The sequence below is a fragment of the Plesiomonas sp. PI-19 genome, assembly GCF_021368255.1.
GTDB lineage: Bacteria > Pseudomonadota > Gammaproteobacteria > Enterobacterales > CAMTGL01 > Plesiomonas > Plesiomonas shigelloides.
The window spans coordinates 1,982,560-2,006,208 of the sequence record NZ_JAJNMQ010000001.1; the positions used below are offsets into that span (position 1 = coordinate 1,982,560).

Genomic DNA, 23,649 nt, shown 5'->3' on the forward strand with positions numbered 1-23,649 from the left:
GCAAAAAAATCGGTCATAATTAACATTTCGTGCGGGTTAATTTGCATTAACCCGCGCTTTGCGGCATCAAGAAGCCCTTGCAACCGCTGACGGATGTTTTATGTCTGAACCACGTAAATTTCGCCACCGCCTGTACCGCTTTTTATTCGATGCTTCGCGCCCTTCTGGCCGCGCCATTGAAATACTGTTGTTCTTTGCTGTGCTATTCAGTGTCGCCGTACTGATTATCGGCTCTACACTGGAGGCCGGCTCGCCGTGGTACCGCCCTTTTATCTTTTGTGAGATTGTCTTCAGTATCCTGTTTAGTCTGGAGTATTTGCTGCGTCTGTACTGCTCGCCTAAGCCGCTGCGCTATGCCAAGAGCTTTTATGGGCTGGTCGATCTCATCTCTATCCTACCGGTCTATCTGTCGCTGTTCTTACCGGGCGCACAGTACACCTTGATGCTGCGAGTGCTGCGCATTTTCCGCTTGTTCCGCATTCTCAAACTGGTGCGCTACATGTCAGAGGCCAATCTGCTGTGGCGCTGCTTGATCCAAACGCACCGTAAAGTGATGGTGTTCTTTGGCGCGGTCGGCCTGATGGTGTGCCTGTTCGGTAGCTTGATGTTTGTGGTCGAAGGGCCGACTAACGGCTTTACCAGTATTCCGATGGGGATTTACTGGGCTATCGTAACCCTGACCACCGTGGGTTATGGCGATCTGGTGCCACACACCCCCGCCGGACGAGTGATAGCCTCACTGGTGATCTTAATTGGTTACTCGATCATTGCTGTTCCTACCGGCATCTTGACCGCACAGCTAACCGAAGAGCTGCAAAAGAACAAAGACCGGATCCGCTGTAACAGCTGTCATCGCACCGGCCATGATGCTGACGCGCTGCACTGCAAATTCTGTGGCGATAAGCTGCCGCATGGCCATCATCATTGAGCGCATGAGGCCGCGGAAACCGAACTTGCCGCACAAAACACACCGCGCTCAGTATAAATGCCGTTATCCCATTGTGTTTTACGCGCATAAAAAAACCGCCTTACGGCGGTTTTTTATTTTCTCATGCAGATAACGCATCAGCTGAGATTAAGCGCGACGCCATGTTGTTCCTTGCGGACCATCTTCCAGCACAATGCCCATCTCAGTCAGACGGTTACGTGCCGCATCTGCCGCCGGCCAATCTTTCGCCGCACGCGCATCGTTACGCGCTTTGATCAGCGCTTCGATTTCTGCCGTTTCGCTATCATCGGCGCTAGCGCCGCCTTGCAAGAACACTTCTGGATCTTGTTGCAGCAGACCCAATACACCGGCTAACTGACGCAGTGCCGCGCCCAGAGCGTTAGCAGCTGCCAGATCATCGGCTTTCAGACGGTTCACTTCACGCGCCATGTCAAACAGCACGGAATAAGCTTCTGGGGTGTTGAAATCGTCATCCATCGCCGTACGGAAACGCTCTTCAAACGCTTCACCACCAGCTGGTGCCGCGCTCAGATCCAGACCACGCAGCGCAGTGTACAGACGCTCCAGTGCAGTACGCGCTTGCTTCAAGTTCTCTTCGCTGTAGTTCAGCTGACTACGATAATGACCGGACATCAGGAAATAACGCACGGTCTCCGCATCGTAGTGGCTCAGCACATCACGGATGGTAAAGAAGTTACCCAGCGATTTGGACATCTTCTCGCGGTCTACCATCACCATGCCCGAGTGCATCCAGTAGTTCACATACGGCGTGTCATGGGCACAGCAAGATTGCGCGATTTCGTTTTCATGGTGCGGGAACATCAGATCGGAGCCGCCGCCGTGAATGTCGAAGTGCTCGCCCAGCTGCTTGCTGTTCATCGCCGAACACTCAATGTGCCAACCCGGACGACCCGCGCCCCACGGCGAAGTCCAGCTCGGCTCACCCGGCTTAGACATCTTCCACAGCACGAAATCCACTGGATTACGTTTGGCTTCATCCACATCAACGCGTGCACCGGCTTGCAACTGCTCCAGATCTTGGCGTGATAACTTGCCGTAATCTTTAAAAGTATCAACCGAGAACATCACATCGCCGTTGCTGGCCACGTAAGCATGACCACGATCCAGCAGACGCTGTACCATTTCGATGATTTCGGCAATGTGCTTGGTCGCACGCGGCTCGATATCCGGACGCTGCATGTTCAGCGCATCAAAATCGGCATGCATATCGGCAATCAGACGCTCGGTCAGCTGATCGCAGGTTTCACCGTTTTCTGCCGCTCGCTTGATGATCTTGTCGTCCACATCCGTGATGTTACGCACGAAAGTCAGGTCGTAACCCAGATAGCGCAAGTAACGCGCCACCACATCAAACGCCACAAAGGTGCGGCCATGGCCGATATGACAGAGATCATAAATGGTCACCCCACACACATACATGCCAACCTTTCCTGCATGGATCGGCTTAAATTCTTCTTTTTGTCGTGTCAGCGTGTTGTAAATTTTCAGCATCGTATAAATACCCGTTTGCTTGTGGGATGATGAGCATAATCAGGGTATTGAACCCAGAAAACAGCCCCAATGCAAGCTGACTTATACTGGAAAGTGGGATCGGTCCGTTTCGCTGCTGTCATTTAGAGCGTACAGCCGGTATGCCGGTTTCCCCGGCCGCGCCATTTGGGTACAATCCCGAGCCTGATCGGGCCATTTGCGGCCCGTAACCGGACTAGGCCGGTGTGTCATCCAGATATATCGTCTGCTCAGCACGCCAGCTACAGCCAAACTGATAACTCCAAAGGACAGCATCAGATGATCACTTTGCACACCAACCACGGCGACATCGTTCTGCAACTGAACCACGAAAAGGCACCGATCACTGCCAAGAACTTTGAAGACTACTGCCGTGAAGGTTTCTACAACAACACCATTTTCCACCGCGTGATCGACGGTTTCATGATCCAAGGCGGCGGCATGGAGCCTGGGATGGTTGAGAAAGAGACCAAAGCCAGCATCAAAAACGAAGCTAACAACGGCCTGAAGAACAAGCGTGGCACCATCGCCATGGCACGTACTATGGATCCGCACTCAGCCTCTTCCCAGTTCTTCATCAACGTTGCTGACAACGATTTCCTGAACTTCCGCGCGGAAAACCGTGACGGTTGGGGTTACTGCGTGTTCGGTGAAGTGGTTGAAGGTATGGACGTGGTTGACAAGATCAAAGGCGTTTCTACCGGCTCTTACGGCTACCACCAAGACGTGCCACGTGATGAAGTGATCATCAACAGCGTGACTGTCAGCGAGTAATTTTTCTGTTACTGTTGCCGATATTATAAACAGGGGGCGTAATGCCCCCTGTTACTTTCGAGCTTTACCTGATAACTCCCCTGTGAAGACAGGTTGATGAAACCGGATTATGCGTACGACGTTGTTTATTGCTGATTTACACCTAAGCGAGGCCCAGCCCGAGATCACGGCGGCCCTGCTAGATTTCCTGCAACATAAGGCGCCGGCTGCCGATGCCTTGTATGTGCTAGGCGATCTGTTCGAATATTGGATCGGCGACGACGAAGAGACCCCATTGCAGCAGCAAGTGGCTGAGGCCTTTTTGCACCTGCACCAGCAGGGGATCCCGGTGTACTTTATTCATGGCAACCGAGACTTTCTGCTCGGTGAGGCCTACGCGCGCCGCTGCCGCATGATCCTGCTGCCGGAAACTGCCGTGATTGACCTGTACGGCACCCCGACACTGATTGCCCATGGCGATACATTCTGCACCGACGATGAAGCCTATCAACGCTTTCGTCAGCGTGTCCATCTGCCGTGGTTACAATGGCTGTTCCGCCGCTTACCGCTTAGCTGGCGGCAGCGGATCGGCGCGAAAATGCGCCAACAAAGCAGCCGTCACAACCAGCAAAAAAGTGCGTCCATTATGGATGTGAATGCCAGTAGCGTGGATAACGCGCTACGCAGCGCCGGCGTGCGCCGGTTGATCCACGGCCACACGCATCGCCCACATATCCATCACTGGCAATTAGATGGCGAGCCCGCCGAACGTATTGTGCTGGGTGATTGGTATCAGCAAGGCTCGATGCTGCGTGTCAGCCCTGATGGGGTGCGCCTCGACGTGCTGCCTTTTGCGCCGCGCAACTAATAACCCGCGCCGCCCCTCGTTTTATCGCTCACGCCTGCACTACTCGGTCGTTGCCCTAAGCGTGATGTCCGCACACCGAATCTCTGCCAAACAGTAGAAAAGCAAAACGGGCTCATTGAGCCCGTTTTATGTCTACCTACGTATTCCGATGTTGCGCCAAGCGAGTTCTACATTTCGCGACTCTTCACCTTCACACGGCGCTTTTTTCATGCGGCGCTTTCGTCATGTGGCTCCGGTGGCAATGGCAAACCGCGCTGCTTGCAGGCGGGCAAGGCATAACAACGCTCTACTCGCTCACGCAATTCAGCTGGCACCTGACTCATGCGCATCGCAAATTCTTGCTGCTTTTCTACGCTGATCTCATCGCTGATCCCGGCCGCCAATAAATTGGACGGGAACAAGTGATATTGCTCGGTAATATGCTGGTCTATCCACGCCGCCAGCTCTTCCGGTGAGTTCATCTCTTCGCGCATCACCGGGCCAAATGACACCTGCACCCGACCTTTATAGCCGACAATCCCTTTCACAATGCTGTCTAAGTCTTCGAATTCGGCTTTAACATAGGTCTCACCGCGCGCCTTTTGCGCCAGCTCCGCCGCCTTATCCACTTCGCCGGCATCATATTCATAAGAAATGGCCACCGGCACGATATTCAGACTGCGAAAATAGTCTGCCATCGGGATCTGCTGCTTTTTGCCGTTCATATAGAACATTTTCAAAATCGCAGGATCCGTCTGATCATTACCGTCTTTCGCGCGCCCTTCTTTTTGTGCAATCCAAATCGACTGCTTCTCATCCAAAGAGTGGCGAATATAAGCGGACAACTCGGTAAACGCGGCCAGCATCTCACGCACGCCTTTGGCCGAACGCTTCACGATAAAGCTCTTATTCAGACGCATAATGTCGGAGGCATACGGTTTACGCAGCAAGTTATCGCCGATTGCAATGCGCACCGTGTCATGGCCATTGTGGTACAAGCCCCAGTTTACCAGCGCTGGATCCATGGCAATGTCGCGGTGGTTGGAGATAAACAGATACGACTCACCGGGAGTGAGATTTTCCAAGCCGCTGTACGTCACACCATCGGTGGTGGTATCAATCATGTGCTGCATATAGCGTTCAACGATTTGCTGGAACGCCCGCACGCTGGTGATGCTACGCGCACGCTGCTGCAATACATAACGCACTACCGGTTTCAGCAACCAGCCGGCCCAACGCGACAACCGCGGATAGCGAAAACGGCAGATAGCATGAATAAATTCATCATCACTGAGGATGCCGGCTAAGACCGGCGCGACTTCCGCATCATGATACGGGCGGATGTCGGCAAAAAGTTCATTGTTGGTCTGGCTCATTATTGTTTATGTTCGTTATTGTTATCCATCATACTGACGCACATTATACGGCTAATCCCCTTAAAACCCACTGTTGACGCCGTTTCTGCCGATCTGATCCGACCTCCGTCACAAATTTTCGCTTTGCGCACGCAGTGACGCAAACGTTTTCCTCATCTGCAGTTCATGTTATTCTTGCCACCCGCAGCGGTTGTCCTCGCACACCAGCGACAACCCTGGTCAGCATCCCAATGAGTACCGGATTACAGGAGTTTTCAACCATGCAACCTAACGTTGCTGTTGTTATGGGTTCTAAAAGCGACTGGGCTACCATGCAAGCCGCCGCTGATATCTTAACTGCACTGGACATTCCATTTCACACCGAAGTCATCTCCGCCCACCGCACCCCCGATAAACTGATGGATTTTGCCGGTAACGCTGCTGCCGCGGGTTTTCAGGTGATCATTGCTGGTGCCGGTGGTGCTGCGCACTTGCCGGGTATGCTGGCATCAAAAACCGTGTTACCGGTGCTGGGTGTGCCGGTCAAAAGCGCCAGCTTGAACGGGTTAGACAGCTTGCTGTCGATTGTACAAATGCCCAAAGGTATTCCAGTTGCCACGCTCGCCATCGGCACTGCGGGTGCCGCCAATGCCGGTTTGCTGGCGGCACAAATTCTGGCACTGCACGATCAAGCGCTGCGCGCGCGCCTGCAAGCCTGGCGCGACGCGCAAACTGACGCGGTACTCAATAACCCCGATCCGCGGGAGGAGGCATGAAACCGGTTTGGGTTTTAGGTAACGGCCAACTCGGCAACATGCTACAGCAAGCGGCCGCGCCGCTTGCCATCTCGGTCACTCCGTGCGGTTTTAATGACACTCCGCCACATTTGCCAGGCAACGCGGTGATCTCCGCCGAGATTGAACAGTGGCCAGATACCCCACTGACCCGTGCGCTGAGCCAGCACCCTGGCTTTGTCAATCCACACACCTTCCCGCGTCTAGCTGATCGACAAACCCAAAAGCAGCTGATCGATAGTCTGCAATTAGCCACTTCCCCGTGGCAACCCCTCGACACGCCACACGATTGGCCTGCGCTGTTTGCCCGTTTGGGCGACACCGTGATGGTCAAACGCCGCACCGGTGGTTATGACGGCCGTGGTCAGTGGCGGATCCATGCCCAGAATATCGACAGCTTCCCAACCGAGATGTACGGCGCTTGCATTGTCGAGCAGATGATCCCGTTTGAGTCGGAAGTGTCGTTAGTCGGTGCGCGCAGTCGCGATGGTCAGTGCGTGTTCTATCCACTGACGCGCAACCTGCACCAAGACGGGATCTTGCGCGCTAGCGTCGCGTGCCCTGAGCACACCTATGCGCATTTGCAGCGCCAAGCCGAGCAGATGTTGGGCAGCCTGATGCATGCGCTAGAGTATGTTGGCGTGATGGCGATGGAGTGCTTTGTGCTGGGCGATCAGTTGTTGATCAATGAGTTGGCGCCGCGCGTACACAACAGTGGCCACTGGACACAAGCAGGCGCATCCGCCAGCCAGTTCGAGCTGCATATCCGCGCCCTGCAAGACTTACCGCTGCCGACGCCGGTCGTCAGTGCCCCAGCCGTGATGATCAATCTGATTGGCACAGCGCTCAATACTGACTGGCTGAGCGTGCCGCTGGCGCGTTTGCACTGGTACGGCAAAGAGGTGCGCGCCGGACGCAAACTGGGTCACATCAATTTGACCCACCCTGAGCCACAGCAGCTGTGTGCGGCGTTGCAAGCGTTACAACCTCTTTTGCCAGAGGAATACCAAAGCGGACTGGCTTGGGCGCAGCAGCAATTGCGCTAATCGCGCCACTGCCGGCGTAGCATAACCGCGTATGTTGCCGGCGATGATATGTGACCGAATAAGCACAGATTTGCCTATTCCTCACACTATCTAGACCGCCATTCGGCGGTCTATCACTTTATCCTGTGACCTGACCGGCATTCTTACTCCGAATTGGTATAAAAAGCCGCTGAATCGATTAAGTTGCGAGATATCCATCACAGCAAAACGCGTAGCGAGCTTGTTACACTGCCAACATGCCCATCACAGCAAAGGACCTGACCGAGATGATTAGAGCGTTTACTGCCGACGATATGAATACCGTCATTAATCTGTGGCTGGCCGCATCGATTGATGCACACGATTTTGTCGAGCCGGATTACTGGCACAGTAAGATTGATACCGTACGCAATGACTATCTGCCTGCATCCTCAACATGGGTCTATTGTGAGGACGATGAGGTGAAAGGCTTTTACAGCCTGCTGGAAAATAAACTGGCGGCGCTGTTTGTCGATCCCAAACATCAGCAAAACGGGATCGGCTCTGAGCTGCTGCAACATGCGATCGCCCAGCAAGACGACCTGCATTTGACCGTCTACGCACAAAATTTCGATGCCGTGCGTTTATACAAAAAGCATGGCTTCACCATTCAAGGTGAACAAGTGAACATGTATACCGGCCATCCTGAATTTATCATGACCCGCGCATAATTCGTGTTATCGGGAGGTCAGGCGTAAATACACTGCCATCTCAGTGTAATTTACGGCTGGCCTCCCAACCACGCGCATGCTTCTCTTTGCGCTGATAAGCGCCTTTCCCTTTACGATTACGCTCTACTCGCTGCTGAAACACAGGACCTGTTACCAGTGCTTTGAGCGCGTTGTCTTGAATTTTACCTCTACCGGTTTCCACTTTATTCGTCATAACAATAACCTCGTAAAAAACTGCGCATTTTGCGCATAGCTCTTTGTTCCTCGTTTTTTGTACATACTTATGTGTACATAACTCTTTGTGCACAGTTTCTTTGTGCATCAAACGGCGAAATCATAAGCGTTTTTTAGCTGATTCGCTAGGTTTAGCACACCCGTGGGTACATTTTTCATCCAGACAGGAGCGCGGTTTCCACACCGACTTGCCGATAGAAACACTCATTGAATTTCTGAAACAGTTATGCGCACACATTCATAGCCAATGGTGGTTAAATACTTGAAACTTCAACGATGATGTTAGCCATGAATCATTTTTGTTCTGTGTCTGTAACGCGCAAAAAATATCATCTTTCTCGCAACGATAAGATGGATACCTCGACAATACATATCACTCGTACTCTGCTGCATCGTTTACCACTGACTTCCTGATCTTTCTTGTTGAGAGAACCATGGTATTAGCAGCTAATTTCCCATGGTCGCCAATACATCGACAATTTCTCAGATTCTATGAATAAACACTCGACGTATATGAGTAAAAAACTAAAAGCATCACTGTGGGTATTATCCAGTAATACTGAAATGCGCATGGTTCGAAAAACAAACCACAACAAATAATCTCAAGGATAAGGAGATAACAAAAAAAAGTAATTATTTCAGGATGGAATTATTGCCACACTCTAACCTCAACGTAATTCCAAACCCACTCGAGAAAAAAAGAAAGTAATGCACTCAATACGTGCAGTTTGACATCGGGACGACACCCCATAGCAGGCTAAAAACGTAACAGCTAACCGATTTTATTTGTATGATAAATAGAAATAGCTCTTTTATGCAGCATAAAAAAGACAATCGTAACGCATTAATTTGCATTGTTTTTTTCATGCTTCGCTGACAGATGAAGCTATTGTTTGATACGCATCTCAAAACCGATGGAAACATTTTGCAAAAAAACTTTAGCATTACGTGCGCCAATCGGGTTAAAATTCGGCTCGTGTTACATTCGACAGGCCAAGGACATCTTGTGAAAAAGTATTGGATTCCTGTGGTATCAAGCATTGCAGCATTTGTTCTGATTGTACTTATGCTGGGCCTGATTAAGCAGACAAGCAGTGAAACACTGCTCATTGATATCTGGGACACTGTCAAATGGCTGACTTTTGCACTGGTCTTTAATTTCCAAATGCCATTTTGGCTAGCGCGGATCAGTGTACTGGTATTATTGGTGCTCCTGCCGCTGTTGGTTTTCTTTATCAGCAAAGATTTGTTATCCAAACTGTATAAAGACGTCACCAACGAAGTCAGTGAATAACGACCATCATCCACTCAGCCTAACGCGATATTATCTTAAGTCTTCATGCCGTGCGTGAATGACGTAAAAAAGGGGCGCACACGATGTGTACGCCCCTTTTTGCTATCTATTGTTCGACTCGCGGCACTTTGTAAGACAAAGTTTGTTAAGACAAGGCTTGGAAAGACTGTGCTTGGTAAAGTGCATGGCGCTCTATCGCACTGCCACGGTGTGGCTTTATCGGCTTATTGCCGTCGTCACACTCAGTACGTAGTGGCCGCGAACTTAATGCGGCCACCCACTAACAGCACTGACTTAGATAGCCCAGCCACCTGCGTAGAACACCACTAACGCGATGGCGATGATGACAGTGCCAAGGTTAAGCTTCTTAAACTCACCAGCAAAAATACGGCCAATCACCAGTGACGCAAAGCCCAGCATGATACCGGTCACGATGTTACAGGTCAGTACGATAAATACCGCGCACAGCAGACCAGACAGCGCATCCACATAGTCACTGAAATCCAGCTTAGCCACATTGCTCAACATCAGCAGACCCACGTACATCAGCGCCGGCGCCGTGGCGTAGGATGGCACTAAGTAGCTCAGCGGTGACAAGAAAATCATCAGCAGGAACAGCACGCCGACCACTGTCGCCGTCAGACCGGTTTTACCGCCCGCAGCCGTACCAGCGGCAGATTCGATATAAACCGCAGCCGGTGCCGCGCCCACAAAGCTGGAGAAAATGCTGCTGACAGAGTCAGCCGTCAGTGCTTTACCGCCATTGATGATATGGCCACGCTCGTTCAGCAGATTAGCTTGACCGGCTACCGCACGAATCGTACCGGTAGCATCAAATACCGCCGTCATCACCAATGCCAGCACACTTGGGATCACCAGCGGGCTCAATGCGCCCATCAAATCAAACTGGCCAATCAACGCACCACCTTCGCTAGACAGGTTTGGCATGGCGAAGAAACCGTTGAACTTCACGTTCGGATCGAAAATCAGCCCCAGAATGGAGATAGCGATAATCACCATCAGGATCCCGCCCGGTACGCGGCGACGCTCCAAACCAAAAATCGCAGACAGACCCAGCAGACTCATGATCACAGGGAAAGAGGTAAACTCACCAAACTGCACTGGCAGACCGGCATTAGGGTTTTTCACCACCAGATGCACGCTGTCCGCCGCAATCAGCAGCAGGAACAGACCGATACCAATGCCCGCACCGTGCGCAATCCCGGTCGGCAGGTTACGTAAAATCCACTGACGAATACCGGTGACGCTGATCAGGGTAAACAGAACCCCCATCCAGAAAATCGCCCCCAGCACTACAGGGATGCTAATTTTTTGTCCCAATACCAAGCTAAACGCGGTAAATGCAGTAAGCGAGATAGCACAGCCAATCGCCATCGGCAATTTGGCCCACAGCCCCATCAGCAAAGAGCCGAAAGCCGCAACCAAACAGGTAGCAATAAATACCGCGCCCTGATTAAAGCCAGCTGCGCCCAGCATGTTTGGTACAACGATGATGGAGTACACCATCGCCAGAAAGGTGGTTAAGCCGGCAATGATCTCCTGACGAACCGAACTACCACGCTCGGAAATCAGAAAATAGTTATCCATTGCACTACGGGTTGCGTCCTCACGCGAGGAGGATGACGAAGGGTTCGTTGCCATGAACCAGTTCCTTAGGTAAACGATTGCGCAAAAATTTAGAGAGACAAACTAAAAGCGGCATCACAATATCATGTACAGAAAATATGTATAGCCATTGCAGATTAACTGAACAAAAATTCACCGCAAACGTTTTCTTACGCTTTAAATCACTGTGAGAAGTACCGCTCACTCTGGATGTATCCACGCCACTGCCGCGCAGAAAAAGTGAACAGTCAGTCTAAAGAGTGGGGAAAGACCCATTAATCGCCAAGAGTGGTGAGTCACGTGGGTTCAGTCAAGTGGGGTCAGTGAGGAAGCGCTGAAGACAAACGTAGAGAAAAACCTGAAGACAGCAGCGAGAGAGTACCTTGCTGCTGCCCGATAAGCGTGCGGTTATTCCGGCGTTTGCCAACGGCGAAACAGATCTTGCGGTAACTCAATAGCAAACTGATCCAGCACTCGGTTAACGGTCTGGTCAATAATGTCATCCAAGGTTTGTGGACGGTGGTAAAAGGCCGGCACTGGCGGCATGATCACCGCGCCTAACTCTGCCGCTTGTGTCATCAAGCGCAAATGCCCCAGATGCAGCGGTGTCTCGCGCACCCCTAACACCAAGGTACGACGCTCTTTTAACACCACATCGGCGGCACGCACCAATAAATCATCGGCGTAGCTATGCACTATGCCCGATAAGGTTTTTACCGAGCACGGCAAAATGACCATTCCTGCGGTACGAAATGAGCCAGAAGAGACCGAAGCGGCAATATCGCGCACATCATGGTACACATCCGCCAGCGCCGTCACCTCACGCAGCGAAAAATCGGTTTCCAGCGCGATCGTGCGCCGCGCGGCCTGACTGATGATCAAGTGCGTTTCAATCTGCGCGAGTGGCTGCAACACCTGCAATAAACGGATGCCGTACTGAGCACCACTGGCTCCTGAAATTCCGACGATTAAACGCGTGCGTTCCATACCTGTTTGAATCTCTCTGATTTAACGTCAATGGCCACTCGCTGCCCCAGCCCATTCTGATTATCCAGCCACAACAGCGTACTGATCTCTAGCTCAAACCAGCTGACTTTGTTCATTGACTGCAGCAGCTGCGGATCTTGGGCGATGAATGCAAAACGCTCTAGATAGCCCTGCTTGGCGCGATCGCGCGCGTCGCCTTGCAACAAACGTACTTGCCCTTCCCCCTGCAAGCCGCGGATTTCAGTCCACTGGCAGGCATCGGAATAGATACTAAAAGCCGCCTGTGGATGATGCAGCAACGCCTGCCCATGTCGGCTATCGAGGCGCGAGAGGAAAATTAATTTATCGCCATCCAACACGGCGTAGTAAACCGGAGCGCTCCATGCACCTTCATGATCTTGTACCGCCAGCGCCATCACTTGATGATCCGCCAGATAAGCGGCTACCGTGCTTAATTGCATGCATCCCCCTTAACAATCTTGGCTGTTATACCACAGCAGCCAAAGCGCCGACCAGCAGCGATCGCTCTGCGCTGGTTAGCGTCAAGCTAACTCACCCGGCTTGGCGCTAGCCATAAAAAAAGCCTGCTTCCCCGTACGGGAAACAGGCTCAACGTCAGAGATGCGGCGTGAGGCGCGATATTCAGCTTAATCCGTGCGGATATTAGCGCTCGTTATGCAGCTCCAAACTGGAGGTATTTTGCAACTGCGCCTTGGCATCATCGTTACGTAAGGAATCAAGGTATTCCAAATAGCCTTGGTCAACATCCTGCGTGATATACACGCCGTTAAAGACCGAGGTTTCAAAGCGCTGAATTTCTGGATTCTCTTCGCGCACTGCGGCTACCAAATCGCTCAAATCTTGGAAAATCAACGCATCGGCGCCAATCATCCGCGCGATTTCCGGCACTTCACGGCCATAGGCAATCAGCTCGTGTGGGCTTGGCATATCGATGCCGTACACGTTCGGGAAGCGAATTTCCGGCGCTGCGGAGGCAAAGTACACCCGCTTAGCCCCGGCTTCGCGCGCCATCTCGACGATTTGCTCCGAGGTGGTTCCGCGTACGATGGAGTCATCCACCAACAACACGTTTTTACCGCGAAACTCGGATTTAATCGCGTTCAGCTTACGCCGTACGGACTGACGACGAATTTGCTGTCCGGGCATGATAAAGGTACGGCCAACATAGCGGTTTTTCACATAGCCCTGACGGTACGGCTTGTCTAAGATCCGCGCGATCTCCAGCGCGATATCACATGATGTCTCAGGGATCGGGATCACCACATCGATATCCAGATCCTCCCACTCCCGAGCGATCTTCTCACCCAGACGCTGACCCATGCGCACCCGGGCGCTATAGACCGAAATTTTGTCGATAAAAGAATCAGGGCGCGCAAAATAGACAAACTCGAAAATGCACGGGCAAATCTGCGGATTCTCCGCACACTGTTCAGTGTACAGCGCGCCATCAAAGGTGATGTAAATCGCTTCGCCCGGCGCCACATCGCGCACGAACTCAAAGCCGACCGCATCCAGTGCCACGCTCTCTGAGGCCACCATGTATTCGGTGCGGCCATCATCCAGCAATCGTTTGCCCAATACCAACGGACGAATACCGTTCGGGTCACGAAACGCCAACATCCCGTGACCAATGATCATCGCCACACAGGCGTAAGCGCCACGCACATGACGGTGCAGCGCGCGTACCGCCGCGAACACATCTTGGTTAGTCAGCGGGTAATGCTCAAAGCGATCCAGCTCGTTAGCCAGTACGTTGAGCAGCACTTCGGAGTCTGAGGTAGTGTTGACGTGGCGACGCGCCACTTCAAACAATTTTTGCTTAAGTTCAATGGCATTGGTGAGGTTGCCATTGTGCGCCAGAGTGATACCAAAAGGGGAGTTTACGTAGAAGGGTTGTGCTTCGGAGGCGCTGGAGCTGCCGGCGGTAGGATAGCGCACGTGGCCAATCCCTACATTGCCTTGCAGCCGCTGCATATGCCGCGCCTCAAATACATCCTTGACCAGTCCATTGGCCTTTCGCAAGCGAAAGGCATTCTGGCTATCGATGGTCACGATGCCTGCGGCATCCTGACCCCGGTGCTGAAGCAGTGTTAACGCATCATAGATGGACTGATTGACCGGGGTGAAACCGACCATACCGACAATACCGCACATGTTTCCTCATTTCCTCTACAGGTGTCCCCTGCCGTATCACTACATAGGAATTACTACATAGGAAGTTTAGGCAGGAAACTGGATGAGTTTTTCAGGTATTCAAAAAACCACTGAATGACAATCCCGAACTGCGGGATCAGTCTGGACTTCTGCCACCACTCAGCCTTGGAAAAGTCGGTAAAGGAGTCGAGGAAGAACAGCAAGGCGGCAATAATCAACACCCCGCGCAGCGCCCCGAAACAAATTCCTAGCACCCGATCAGTACCGGATAATCCGGTCTTTTCCACTAGCTGACCAATCACATAGTTCACAACTGAACCCACAATCAAGGTAGCAACAAACAGCGCCGCAATAGCCAGCCCGTTGCGCAGCATCGGGTCTTGGAACTGGGTGAAATACAGAGCAAGTTCGGTATAAAAATTACTGGCGACAAAAAATGCGACCACCCAAGTCACCAACGAGAGTGCTTCCCGCACAAACCCGCGGATCAGACTTACCAGCGCAGAAAAACCAATAACACCCAAAATTGCGTAATCAACCCAGTCCATATTTATCCCGGCGCGTCTGTCGCGCGCATTCTAACAGAAAAAGAAAACGTTTGCGTATGTGAATTTGACGGTAAAACCGGCTTTTATGGCCGCACCGGATCGAAGCTACGAACCTGGCCGCGCAAGCCGGTAATTCGCTGCATATCATCCAAAGCGAAGACCAATTTCTCTTTCGAGGTATCCGGTCCGACATAGATGCGGTTCAACTGACCGGCAGCCGCTGGCGACGGTTGGCTATACGCCTTGTAACCCGACGAACGTAACTTGGCGATGATTTCATTCACCTTGTCCGCGTTTTTCAGCGCGCCCAGCTGTACCACGTAAGCTTTACCCGATGGTGCCGGCTCCGGTTTTGGTTTCTCCGGCGCCTTTTCCACCACCTTATCCGGCACTTTGGCCACTTCCACCGGCTTGGCCGGCTTCACAGGTTGCGGCTTACTGACCACCGGCGGATTCACCGGTTTAGCTGGCGCAGTGTTTGTTGACGCAGTAGTGGTTGGCGCGACCGGTGGCGGCGCAACATCAGTGGCGCCGTTATTAGCGGTATGCGCCAAATTATTCCCCTGCATCGGATCCACCGTGGCCGGCAAGTCCGGCTGTCCTGATGGCAGCGGATGCAGCGGTTGGTTCATCGCAGGCGGTAAGTCCGGCGAGTTCTCCGGCTCCTGCAAAGATGGCTTTAACGGGATCGCGGCAAAATCCTGCTGATGCTTTTTCTGGGTATCCAGAATATCCGGCAGAACGATGACTCCGATTGCCACCAGAACAATGGCTCCGACTAAACGATTTTGAAACTGACTGGCCACGTTAGTCCCTCGGTTGGTTATTGCGGGCGTCCAGCGCCTCCATGACATGGGCTACAGTGTAAAACGAGCCAAACACAATCACCAAATCCTGTTCATCCGCTTGCGCCATTGCACTGTCCCACGCCTCAACCACCGAGTCGTAAGCGTGCGCGTGATCCGCCGGTAAATGGGCTAACAGCGCCTCACCCGCTTGACCACGTGGGCCTTCTAATGTTGCGCACAGCCACTGGTCGATATGCGGCACCAACACGCTGAGCGCGCCTGCCACGTCTTTATCGGCCAACATGCCAACCACGCCATAAACACGGCCAGTTTTCGGCTGCTCTTGCAGACGAGCGGCCAAATAGCGCGCTGCATGTGGGTTATGCGCCACATCCAAGATCACGCGCGGTTTATCCTGAATTTGCTGGAAACGTCCCGGCAAGGCGGCTTGTTGCAAACCGGCGCGAATAGCCTCTTCGCTTACCGCTAAACCAGTCATGTGCAATGCTGTCAGCGCGGTGGCCGCATTAGCCAGTGGCACTTGTGGCATAGGTAAATGCGTCAACTGATGTGTGCCACACTGCCACTGCCACTGCCACTCGCTTTGCGTGCTGTGATTTAGCGCACTGCTCGCGTCATCGGCACTTGGCTGGCGAGCGTAATTCCATTCATGACCGACACGCAGCAGCTGCGCACCAACCTCGGCAGCCACAGTAGCAATCGAGGCTGGCATATCGGGTTCACCGACGATCGCAGGCTTTGCGCCTCGTAAGATCCCGGCCTTTTCACGGCCAATGGTTTCACGGTCATGGCCCAGCCAATCGGTATGATCCAGATCGATACTGGTGATCACCGCCACATCGCAGTCCACCAAGTTAGTGGCATCTAAACGTCCGCCTAAGCCGACTTCCAAGATCACCACATCCAGCGCAGCATCACGGAACAGTTTCAACGCCGACAGTGTGCTGTACTCAAAATAGGTCAGGGAAACGTCACCGCGGCCAGACTCAATCCAGTCAAAGGCTGCGCTGTGCAAAGCTTCATCCAACTCTTGGCCTTGAACGCGTACCCGCTCGGTATAGCGCAGCAAGTGAGGCGAAGAATAAACGCCCACACGATAGCCGGCTTGCAGCAAGATAATTTCCAAGGTACGGCAAGTGGTGCCTTTACCGTTGGTACCGGCGACCGTGATCACCAGTGGCGCCGGTTTTTGCAGGGCCAGTTGCTGAGCGACCTGACGGATCCGATCCAAACCCAGATCGATAGTGGTGGAGTGCAAACTTTCCAGATAAGAAAGCCACGTGGCCAGAGGCGACGTGGCTTGAGGACGGTTCATGCTGTTCATTAGCCTGTTATCCGGCGCGGCCCACAGGCCGCGCGTTAGAAAATGATGAAGTCCGTTTTATTCGTCGTCGGCTGCTGGTTCGGCCGCAGTTTCGGTTGGCTCAGCCTCCACCGGTTGCGGACGCTCGGCTGGGACAACCAGAGGCGATGTCTGCCCGGTCATCTTCGCCAGCAAACCGGCCAAACGCTGACGCATTTCCAAGCGAGGGATGATCATGTCGATCGCCCCTTTTTCCAGCAGGAATTCACTACGCTGGAAGCCCGCAGGCAGCGTTTCACGCACGGTCTGTTCGATAACGCGCGGGCCGGCAAAACCGATCAGCGCTTTTGGCTCACCGATATTGATGTCGCCCAGCATAGCCAGACTGGCGGAAACCCCACCCATGGTTGGGTCAGTCAGTACTGAAATATATGGCAAGCCCAGCTCGCTCAGGCGCGCCAGTGCAGCACTGGTTTTCGCCATTTGCATCAGTGAGAACAGTGCTTCTTGCATGCGCGCACCGCCACTGGCAGAGAAGCAGATCAGGGGGGTTTGCAGCTCAATGGCTTTTTCCACCGCACGCACAAAACGCGCACCCACGACGGAGGCCATGGAGCCGCCCATAAAGGAGAATTCGAACGCGGCACAAACCACTGGCATGCCCATCAGGGTACCCTGCATGACCACCAGTGCATCTTTTTCCCCGGTCTCTTTCTGTGCGCTGCTCAGACGATCTTTATAGCGCTTGGAATCCTTGAACTTCAGGATGTCCTTTGGCTCTAGCTCTTCACCGAATTCAACGGTAGAGCCTTCATCCAGCAGAGTCAGTAAACGACGACGCGCGGTAATACGCATGTGGTGTCCGCATTTCGGGCAGACTTCCAGATTGCGTTCTAACTCCGCACGATACAGAACTTGTTCACAACCGTCGCATTTGGTCCACACGCCTTCAGGAATACTGGCCTTGCGTGAGGAGACAATATTGGTTTTGTTGATAATACGCTCAATCCAGCTCATGGACGACCTTTCAACCTTGTGTGTTAACGGCACCGCCTGGCGCACTGTAAGCTCAGGAAATGCCGCACATTAAACCACAACAGATTAACACTGTGGACAAAAAACTGGTCATACCCGACCAACCCGATTTCAGCTTGCCGTATTTTTGCGGCGGCGCTGACGCCAATACTCAATCAGCCCCGGTAGCACCGATACAAAAATAATACCGAGGATCAGTAATTCTAAATTTTGTTTCACCACCGGCATGTTGCCAAACCAGTAACCGGCATAGACAAATGCGGTGACCCAGACGATGCCGCCGGTCACATTAAACAGCGCAAAATGGCGATAACTCATTTTGCCCATTCCGGCGACAAACGGCGCAAATGTCCGCACTATCGGTACAAATCGCGCCAGAATAATCGTTTTACCGCCATGACGTTCATAAAAGGCATGGGTGCGCTCTAAGTACGCCTGCCGGAAAATCCGTGACTGTGGATTGCTAAATAAACGCTGCCCGAATAAACGGCCAATGCTGTAATTTACCGCATCACCCAAAATGGCCGCCACAATCAGCAACGCCACCAAGGTATGGGGATTCATCTGTCCGGTCGCGGCCAGCGTACCGGCGACAAACAGCAAGGAGTCGCCCGGCAAAAATGGGGTCACCACTAATCCGGTCTCGCAAAAGACGATCAGAAATAAAATGGCGTAAATCCAAATCCCATAAGTGGCTACCATGGCGGCCAAATGCACATCAATGTGCAGTATAAAATCAAACATGGTCTGCAGCAGACCCATAGCTCACATCCTTGCTGGTCTTCCGTGCTAATAAGCGCAGCGCTAATGACGCTGCGCGTCTCTTTTTTATTACTTAGCTATATTGTTACTTAGCTATGCTTATGAATTATCTATTGTTACTGCTTCTATGTCGTGCTGATTAGCATAGGTTTCAGTGCTACCGAAGCAGCGCCGAAGACGAGACTAATCCAGAACAAACAGAGGGCCCGGCGCCGGTTTTGGCAGATTAAAGTGTTCAGGGTAATCCACTTCCACCAGATACAGGCCTTCAGCTTTGGCTGTTGCTGCCGCCAAATTACGATCTTTTACCGCCAGCAGCCATGCAATCCACTCTTCCGGCTGATTACCGGCGCCCACTTCCAGCAAACTGCCGACGATATTACGCACCATGTGATGCACAAAGGCGTTCGCTTTGATATCGACAATCACATAGTTGCCTTGGCGCGTGACTTTCAGGTGGTGCACATTGCGCCACGGGGTACGCGACTGGCACTGTACCGCACGGAAAGAGGTAAAGTCATTCTCTCCCAGCAGATATTGCCCAGCACGCTGCATTTTTTGCTCGTCGAGCGGCAAATGGTAATGAGTCAGACCGCGACGCAAAATCGCCGGACGGTAGCGATGGTTATAGATGATATAGCGGTAACGGCGCGCCGTTGCACTAAAGCGAGCGTGGAACTCATCAGAGACCGGCTGCACCCAACGCACGGCAATGTCATCCGGTAAGTTGGCATTGACGCCCATCGTCCACGCGACATCTTTACGCACGGCATCGGTATCAAAGTGAACCACCTGACCGGTGCCATGCACACCCGCATCGGTACGCCCAGCACAAAACACATCCACCGGATGATTGGCGACTTTCGACAATGCCTTTTCCAGACGGCCTTGTACGCTGTCCACTTCCTGCTGACGCTGCCAACCGAAATACCGGCTGCCATCATATTCAATGCCCAGCGCTATACGCATAGTCCACTTACCTTCATTAACTGAGTCTACTGCAAGCATTTACTGCGAAAATTTACAGTAAAAGAAACGCGATATTATAAACAAAAATACGGTGCCTCTCAGCACCGTATTTTAGGCTCTTACCTTGATATCACCGTTATCCGGCGATTTTCAGGCCATTTCCTGCAGCATTTTACGCGCTTGCGCTTGTTGCTCAGCACTGCCTTGCTTAAGCACCGATTCTAGCAGCGGTTGTGCGCCTTCAGGATCATCGATATCCAGATACGCACGCGCCAAGATCAGTTTGCCGACCAAATCATCGTCCGCTTCAGTCTCTTGCGCTTCGGCTTCGACAAAGCTTTGGGTAAAGGCATCGCGCTCTTCTGGCGTCACCTGTACCGCAGCATCCATCAGGTTATCCTGCGCCGCCCAATCCTCATCAGCAGAGGCAGGCTCTGGCGGTAAGGGCATCCGCCACTCATCGGCTGGCGCGGACATCGGTGCGGACAAATCAAAATCGGCCTCGGTCATCTCCGGCAAATCCAGCAACTGCTCAGCAAACAGCTGTTTTTGCTCTTCCGGTGTCAGCAAACTGTCGTGCGCGCGGTAATCGCTTAAACGCGCTGTCTGCGCGGCAGCGTCAAGCTCATCATGCAACGGGTTCAGGCTCGCTGAGTGCGCAGAAGCCGTCGTGTCCCCCATCGGCACAGAAACCGCGCTCGCATCGGCTGGCACTGTTTCTGATACTTCTGGAGTCTGTGGCTCTGACGTCTGCGGTGCACGCTGACGCGCTCCGGCTAACGCTGCGGCCAAGGCGCGTTCCGTTTCCGAACGAAACGGTTCTGATTCAGAATCAGGCTCTGATGCCATATCGGGCATATCTTGCATATCCGCCACTTCAACCGGTTCAGCGGCTGCCTTGGCAGAAGACATCTCTGTCGGCAGCTCGGTGTCATCGGCGACGGGCTCGCTCAATGTTGACGTTGCCGACTGAGCGTCTGGTTGAGTATCCATCCCTCCTGCCGCGCTTTCATCGGCCAGCAGTTCCGTGCCCAACAGATCAGTCTCTAGCATCTCTGTCGCCAGCAGCTGCGGCTCAGGCAAGCGGGTCTGCGCTAATGTTGGCGCAGGCTCATCCGGCGCCGCCACGGGCGATGCTAATTGCAGGTCATTGTCATCGGCCAGATCAAACATGTCTGCAATCTCGGCGGCGGAGGACTTAGCGGCGACAGGCAACAGCTCAGGCTCGGCGCTTTGCTCGGTATTATATTCGGTACAATACTCAGCACTATGTTCCGTACTGTGCTCATCTGACGCAATCTCGGTAACAGCAAGGTCATCGGCCGTGGCTGTCGGCGCGGCCGGTATCTCTAGCGCGTGGTCTGCCGCCGTATCGGTTTCCGGCAGGTTCAGCTCTGCGGCTACCTCCGGCTGCATTGCGGCAGCGACTGGCGCGACCGGCTCAGGCTCACGCGGTGCACCGGCAGGCGCTGCAGCTTGCTCTGGCGTCTGCGCAGCGGCTTGTGGCTTCGACTGCGCGGCAACATCAGCCTTATCCGCGTTGGCAATCTCATCATCTACCGCGGATGGTACTGGCGCTGACGGTATCGTCTCGACCGATTTAGCCTCGACCGATTGTGCCTTGACCGGTTTTGCAGCAGCAGAGGCTGCGACAGATGCGGCCAATGCACTGGCGGCGATCGCTTGCGCAGACACCGGTGGTTTATCCGCTCCGTTAGGCTGAGCAGGTGCGGTGTTGTCCGGTGCAGTTGGCGCCGGAGCCGCTACCGCAGGCTCAGTCTCCGGCTCAGGCTTTTTTGTCTGTTCCGGCTCAGGCGCAACAGCGCTCTGCGATTTTTCTGCCGTAGCCACAGGCGCCGCTTTCGCCGCAGGACTTAACGATTCAAACAAATCCTCATCGCTCAGCGACAATATTGGGTCTTCATCATCCATATCGGCCAGCAGACGAATATCGTCATCCTGATCCAGTGGTGAACCGTTAACCAGTGATGGCGTTGACAGGATCACATCAACAATCTCATCACCGCCCAGCATTTCGTCATGAGCCAGATCCAAGTCCACCAGCGAGGCCAACTCGGCGCTTTCTGGCGCGCTTGACGTGCTGCCCGTTGGATGCGCTAAGTCAAAATCATCCTCATTGATTTGCTCGCTCTTGGCGTCGCGACGACGGCTATTGAGCAGGGCCTCATCATCATCTTCCGGCGTATCGTCATCATCCAGACCCGGTAGCGATGCAAACAGCGATGGCGGCTCCGGCAACTCAATGGCCGCAGGCGCGCTATTTTCCGCCGGATGCTCGGAGGTATCCGTGTCTTCCCATGGCATCTCCATGTCATCTGGACGGCTTAGATCAGGAGTATCATTGCCCAGCGCAAAGGCGGCTGCGCCACCAAAGTCTTTAGGCTGATGCTCTTCAAATGCCTGAGACAGCAGCGCATTTTGTCGACGCTGACGCACGCGATACAGCAACCACAGCAATGCACCCAGCAACACCGGCGGGATCACGCCCACGCCAATGGCTAGCGGCCAGCTGCGTGACATCTGCTGGATCAGCGAGCCGGATGACTCTTCCAGCATTTTGTTCTTCATCCGCTCCAGTTCTAGTGCCTTGGCTTGCTCTTCGGCATGGGCCATCGCCTGACTGGCTTCTTTACGAAACGCGGCTTCATTATCCAGCTCAACTTGCAGCTGTTTAACGCGAATTTGCAGCTCGCTCACTTGATTAGTCAGGCTGACATTGTTTTCGGTCAGGCGGCTGATTTCAGTGGCCGAATCCACCAGCTGTTGCCGTAACTGCTTGGCCTCCTCGGCAGTCAGAGGCAACGCTTGCGCTTCTTTTTGCTCAGTATTGGCCAGCATACCGGCGGAGACTGCCAGTGGCACAATCGGCTGCGCTTGCTGCGCCAGTGGCGCGCTGCTAGCCAGCGAAGTGCCGCTAGTGACAGCGGCAGGTACCGACGCTGGAGTATCAGCAGGCACCGGCACATTTTCTAATGCCGCGTATCGCTCCGCCACATTACTGACCGGTGCAGTGTTAGTTGAGGCTGGGCTGGTTGACGCCGCAACACTTGGCGTCACCGCAGGTGCGGCTGGCGCAACGGGGCTATTAGCCGGCAACGGCGTGATCAGATCAGGCTCAGCCGTTGCAGCTTGCACGGCAGCAGTGGCCACACCGGCCGTTGCCGCTACAGCAGCGATTTTCTTGGCGCTGCTTGCCGCTGACGGTGTATTGGCCGCACTAATTGTTGATGCACGATTTTCAGGCGAGTTGCTCCCCGCCACATGGGTAGTCGCGAGCGGTTTGCTGACCGATGGCGCTACTAGGTTACTACGTGCCGCAGTCTTTTTATCTTGCGTTTTTTGTGCTTGTGCTTGCGCACGTTCACGCGCCTGTTTTTCTCGGCTATAACGCTCCCACGCTGGCTTTTCTCGCTCTAAGCGCACATTCACGGCTGCGGTATTTTCCGCCCGAACTTGGCTCAACGTAGGTAAACGCAAACGGCTACCCGGCTTAAGACCGTGCAGATTATCTAATTCAAAAGCCGATGGATTGAGGCGATACAGCGCCCCGATGGTTTGCTGCACCGACACTCGATTCGACGGGCGGACACGACTGGCGATCGACCATAATGTTTCCGATGCTTTGGTCGGGCCGTACACACGACCCCGCGACGCAGTGTGGCCGCTGGTCGCTGAACGTACTGGTGCCGGCTGGGTGATGGCCGTGCGTCCCTGAGCCGCGGAAGGTGTTCCGTCCGGCCCTACTACCTCCATCTGATACGCTGACACCGGCAGGGCGCAACCGGCCACTGCCCACAGCGCTATCAGACGCGCAATTTTCGTCATGGTCACAACTCATACCCTCTGAGACGAAAGCCAGTCCTTATTGAAATCACCGAGGTTACCGGCCAGATTATTCAGGCAATATCTGACTGCAATCTTCA

21 protein-coding genes are annotated in these 23,649 nt (G+C 53.4%); 7 read left to right on the forward strand and 14 right to left on the reverse strand.

Annotated features, from left to right (window positions below; all coding sequences use genetic code 11):
- Positions 1-100: 100 nt before the first annotated feature.
- On the forward strand, positions 101-928 hold the full coding sequence (locus LQ901_RS08885) for an ion transporter (RefSeq protein ID WP_233672166.1): 828 nt from the start codon (positions 101-103) through the stop codon (positions 926-928).
- 147 nt (positions 929-1,075) lie between these two features.
- Here LQ901_RS08885 and cysS read toward each other — a convergent pair whose 3' ends face one another.
- Entirely contained in the window at positions 1,076-2,461 is a 1,386-nt protein-coding gene (cysS, locus tag LQ901_RS08890; protein ID WP_106911131.1) for a cysteine--tRNA ligase, read from the reverse strand.
- 297 nt (positions 2,462-2,758) lie between these two features.
- Between cysS and ppiB the strand changes: the two genes are divergently transcribed.
- Together ppiB and lpxH are read left to right on the forward strand one after the other, a co-directional pair.
- A complete protein-coding gene (gene ppiB / locus LQ901_RS08895; protein WP_010862104.1) occupies positions 2,759-3,253 on the forward strand; it encodes a peptidylprolyl isomerase B in 495 nt (164 codons plus the stop codon).
- Positions 3,254-3,362: 109 nt separating this feature from the next.
- Positions 3,363-4,100 (forward strand): UDP-2,3-diacylglucosamine diphosphatase, encoded by a 738-nt coding sequence (gene lpxH, locus LQ901_RS08900; protein ID WP_010862105.1) that lies wholly within the window; start codon positions 3,363-3,365, stop codon positions 4,098-4,100.
- A 206-nt stretch (positions 4,101-4,306) separates the two neighbouring features.
- On the opposite strand, the gene LQ901_RS08905 is transcribed toward lpxH, so the two are convergent.
- Positions 4,307-5,455, reverse strand: a complete 1,149-nt coding sequence (locus LQ901_RS08905; RefSeq protein WP_152145788.1) for a 1-acyl-sn-glycerol-3-phosphate acyltransferase — start codon at positions 5,453-5,455, stop codon at positions 4,307-4,309.
- A 260-nt stretch (positions 5,456-5,715) separates the two neighbouring features.
- Here LQ901_RS08905 and purE point away from each other — a divergent pair, with 260 nt between their 5' ends.
- The 3 genes from purE (at position 5,716) to LQ901_RS08920 (ending at position 7,963) form a co-directional block, all read left to right on the forward strand.
- On the forward strand, positions 5,716-6,210 hold the full coding sequence (purE, locus tag LQ901_RS08910) for a 5-(carboxyamino)imidazole ribonucleotide mutase (RefSeq protein WP_115149249.1): 495 nt from the start codon (positions 5,716-5,718) through the stop codon (positions 6,208-6,210).
- Positions 6,207-7,274, forward strand: a complete 1,068-nt coding sequence (gene purK / locus LQ901_RS08915; RefSeq protein ID WP_233672167.1) for a 5-(carboxyamino)imidazole ribonucleotide synthase — start codon at positions 6,207-6,209, stop codon at positions 7,272-7,274. The genes purE and purK overlap by 4 nt, the downstream gene beginning before the upstream one ends.
- A 266-nt stretch (positions 7,275-7,540) precedes the next feature.
- Positions 7,541-7,963: an N-acetyltransferase gene (locus tag LQ901_RS08920; RefSeq protein ID WP_010862110.1), complete on the forward strand. Its 423-nt coding sequence runs from the start codon at positions 7,541-7,543 to the stop codon at positions 7,961-7,963.
- A 40-nt stretch (positions 7,964-8,003) separates the two neighbouring features.
- Here the strand turns inward: LQ901_RS08920 and LQ901_RS08925 are convergent, their stop codons facing one another.
- Positions 8,004-8,177: an alternative ribosome-rescue factor A gene (locus LQ901_RS08925; protein WP_010862111.1), complete on the reverse strand. Its 174-nt coding sequence runs from the start codon at positions 8,175-8,177 to the stop codon at positions 8,004-8,006.
- A gap of 1,026 nt (positions 8,178-9,203) precedes the next feature.
- Between LQ901_RS08925 and LQ901_RS08930 the strand changes: the two genes are divergently transcribed.
- On the forward strand, positions 9,204-9,491 hold the full coding sequence (locus tag LQ901_RS08930) for a hypothetical protein (RefSeq protein WP_233672168.1): 288 nt from the start codon (positions 9,204-9,206) through the stop codon (positions 9,489-9,491).
- Positions 9,492-9,785: 294 nt separating this feature from the next.
- On the opposite strand, the gene LQ901_RS08935 is transcribed toward LQ901_RS08930, so the two are convergent.
- The 11 genes from LQ901_RS08935 to LQ901_RS08985 all read right to left on the reverse strand — a co-directional run bounded on the left by LQ901_RS08935 (position 9,786) and on the right by LQ901_RS08985 (position 23,551).
- On the reverse strand, positions 9,786-11,099 hold the full coding sequence (locus LQ901_RS08935) for an NCS2 family permease (RefSeq protein ID WP_010862113.1): 1,314 nt from the start codon (positions 11,097-11,099) through the stop codon (positions 9,786-9,788).
- A gap of 426 nt (positions 11,100-11,525) precedes the next feature.
- Positions 11,526-12,104: a UbiX family flavin prenyltransferase gene (locus LQ901_RS08940; RefSeq protein ID WP_010862114.1), complete on the reverse strand. Its 579-nt coding sequence runs from the start codon at positions 12,102-12,104 to the stop codon at positions 11,526-11,528.
- A complete protein-coding gene (locus LQ901_RS08945; protein ID WP_010862115.1) occupies positions 12,086-12,565 on the reverse strand; it encodes a pyridoxamine 5'-phosphate oxidase family protein in 480 nt (159 codons plus the stop codon). Before LQ901_RS08945 ends, LQ901_RS08940 begins: the two co-directional genes overlap by 19 nt.
- 202 nt (positions 12,566-12,767) lie before the next feature.
- Complete coding sequence (gene purF / locus LQ901_RS08950) at positions 12,768-14,279, reverse strand: amidophosphoribosyltransferase (RefSeq protein WP_010862116.1); 1,512 nt, start codon at positions 14,277-14,279, stop codon at positions 12,768-12,770.
- A 53-nt stretch (positions 14,280-14,332) separates the two neighbouring features.
- On the reverse strand, positions 14,333-14,827 hold the full coding sequence (cvpA, locus tag LQ901_RS08955; RefSeq protein ID WP_010862117.1) for a colicin V production protein: 495 nt from the start codon (positions 14,825-14,827) through the stop codon (positions 14,333-14,335).
- 83 nt (positions 14,828-14,910) lie between these two features.
- Positions 14,911-15,633 (reverse strand): cell division protein DedD, encoded by a 723-nt coding sequence (gene dedD / locus LQ901_RS08960; protein ID WP_233672169.1) that lies wholly within the window; start codon positions 15,631-15,633, stop codon positions 14,911-14,913.
- A 1-nt stretch (position 15,634) separates the two neighbouring features.
- Positions 15,635-16,960 (reverse strand): bifunctional tetrahydrofolate synthase/dihydrofolate synthase, encoded by a 1,326-nt coding sequence (folC, locus tag LQ901_RS08965; protein WP_112866096.1) that lies wholly within the window; start codon positions 16,958-16,960, stop codon positions 15,635-15,637.
- A gap of 57 nt (positions 16,961-17,017) precedes the next feature.
- On the reverse strand, positions 17,018-17,956 hold the full coding sequence (gene accD, locus LQ901_RS08970) for an acetyl-CoA carboxylase, carboxyltransferase subunit beta (protein WP_039046037.1): 939 nt from the start codon (positions 17,954-17,956) through the stop codon (positions 17,018-17,020).
- A gap of 129 nt (positions 17,957-18,085) precedes the next feature.
- Positions 18,086-18,736, reverse strand: coding sequence for a DedA family protein (locus tag LQ901_RS08975; protein WP_039046036.1), 651 nt, complete (start codon positions 18,734-18,736; stop codon positions 18,086-18,088).
- 183 nt (positions 18,737-18,919) lie between these two features.
- Entirely contained in the window at positions 18,920-19,705 is a 786-nt protein-coding gene (gene truA, locus LQ901_RS08980) for a tRNA pseudouridine(38-40) synthase TruA (RefSeq protein WP_010862122.1), read from the reverse strand.
- Between the two features lie 150 nt (positions 19,706-19,855).
- On the reverse strand, positions 19,856-23,551 hold the full coding sequence (locus LQ901_RS08985) for a FimV/HubP family polar landmark protein (protein WP_233672170.1): 3,696 nt from the start codon (positions 23,549-23,551) through the stop codon (positions 19,856-19,858).
- Between the last annotated feature and the right edge of the window lie 98 nt (positions 23,552-23,649).

Coding starts and splice junctions, on each gene's coding strand:
- LQ901_RS08885 (WP_233672166.1), top strand. CDS start 101: ATGTCTGAACCACGTAAATTTCGCCACCGCCTGTACCGCTTTTTATTC.
- cysS (WP_106911131.1), bottom strand. CDS start 2,461: ATGCTGAAAATTTACAACACGCTGACACGACAAAAAGAAGAATTTAAG.
- ppiB (WP_010862104.1), top strand. CDS start 2,759: ATGATCACTTTGCACACCAACCACGGCGACATCGTTCTGCAACTGAAC.
- lpxH (WP_010862105.1), top strand. CDS start 3,363: ATGCGTACGACGTTGTTTATTGCTGATTTACACCTAAGCGAGGCCCAG.
- LQ901_RS08905 (WP_152145788.1), bottom strand. CDS start 5,455: ATGAGCCAGACCAACAATGAACTTTTTGCCGACATCCGCCCGTATCAT.
- purE (WP_115149249.1), top strand. CDS start 5,716: ATGCAACCTAACGTTGCTGTTGTTATGGGTTCTAAAAGCGACTGGGCT.
- purK (WP_233672167.1), top strand. CDS start 6,207: ATGAAACCGGTTTGGGTTTTAGGTAACGGCCAACTCGGCAACATGCTA.
- LQ901_RS08920 (WP_010862110.1), top strand. CDS start 7,541: ATGATTAGAGCGTTTACTGCCGACGATATGAATACCGTCATTAATCTG.
- LQ901_RS08925 (WP_010862111.1), bottom strand. CDS start 8,177: ATGACGAATAAAGTGGAAACCGGTAGAGGTAAAATTCAAGACAACGCG.
- LQ901_RS08935 (WP_010862113.1), bottom strand. CDS start 11,099: ATGGATAACTATTTTCTGATTTCCGAGCGTGGTAGTTCGGTTCGTCAG.
- LQ901_RS08940 (WP_010862114.1), bottom strand. CDS start 12,104: ATGGAACGCACGCGTTTAATCGTCGGAATTTCAGGAGCCAGTGGTGCT.
- LQ901_RS08945 (WP_010862115.1), bottom strand. CDS start 12,565: ATGCAATTAAGCACGGTAGCCGCTTATCTGGCGGATCATCAAGTGATG.
- purF (WP_010862116.1), bottom strand. CDS start 14,279: ATGTGCGGTATTGTCGGTATGGTCGGTTTCACCCCGGTCAATCAGTCC.
- cvpA (WP_010862117.1), bottom strand. CDS start 14,827: ATGGACTGGGTTGATTACGCAATTTTGGGTGTTATTGGTTTTTCTGCG.
- folC (WP_112866096.1), bottom strand. CDS start 16,960: ATGAACAGCATGAACCGTCCTCAAGCCACGTCGCCTCTGGCCACGTGG.
- accD (WP_039046037.1), bottom strand. CDS start 17,956: ATGAGCTGGATTGAGCGTATTATCAACAAAACCAATATTGTCTCCTCA.
- LQ901_RS08975 (WP_039046036.1), bottom strand. CDS start 18,736: ATGGGTCTGCTGCAGACCATGTTTGATTTTATACTGCACATTGATGTG.
- truA (WP_010862122.1), bottom strand. CDS start 19,705: ATGCGTATAGCGCTGGGCATTGAATATGATGGCAGCCGGTATTTCGGT.
- LQ901_RS08985 (WP_233672170.1), bottom strand. CDS start 23,551: ATGACGAAAATTGCGCGTCTGATAGCGCTGTGGGCAGTGGCCGGTTGC.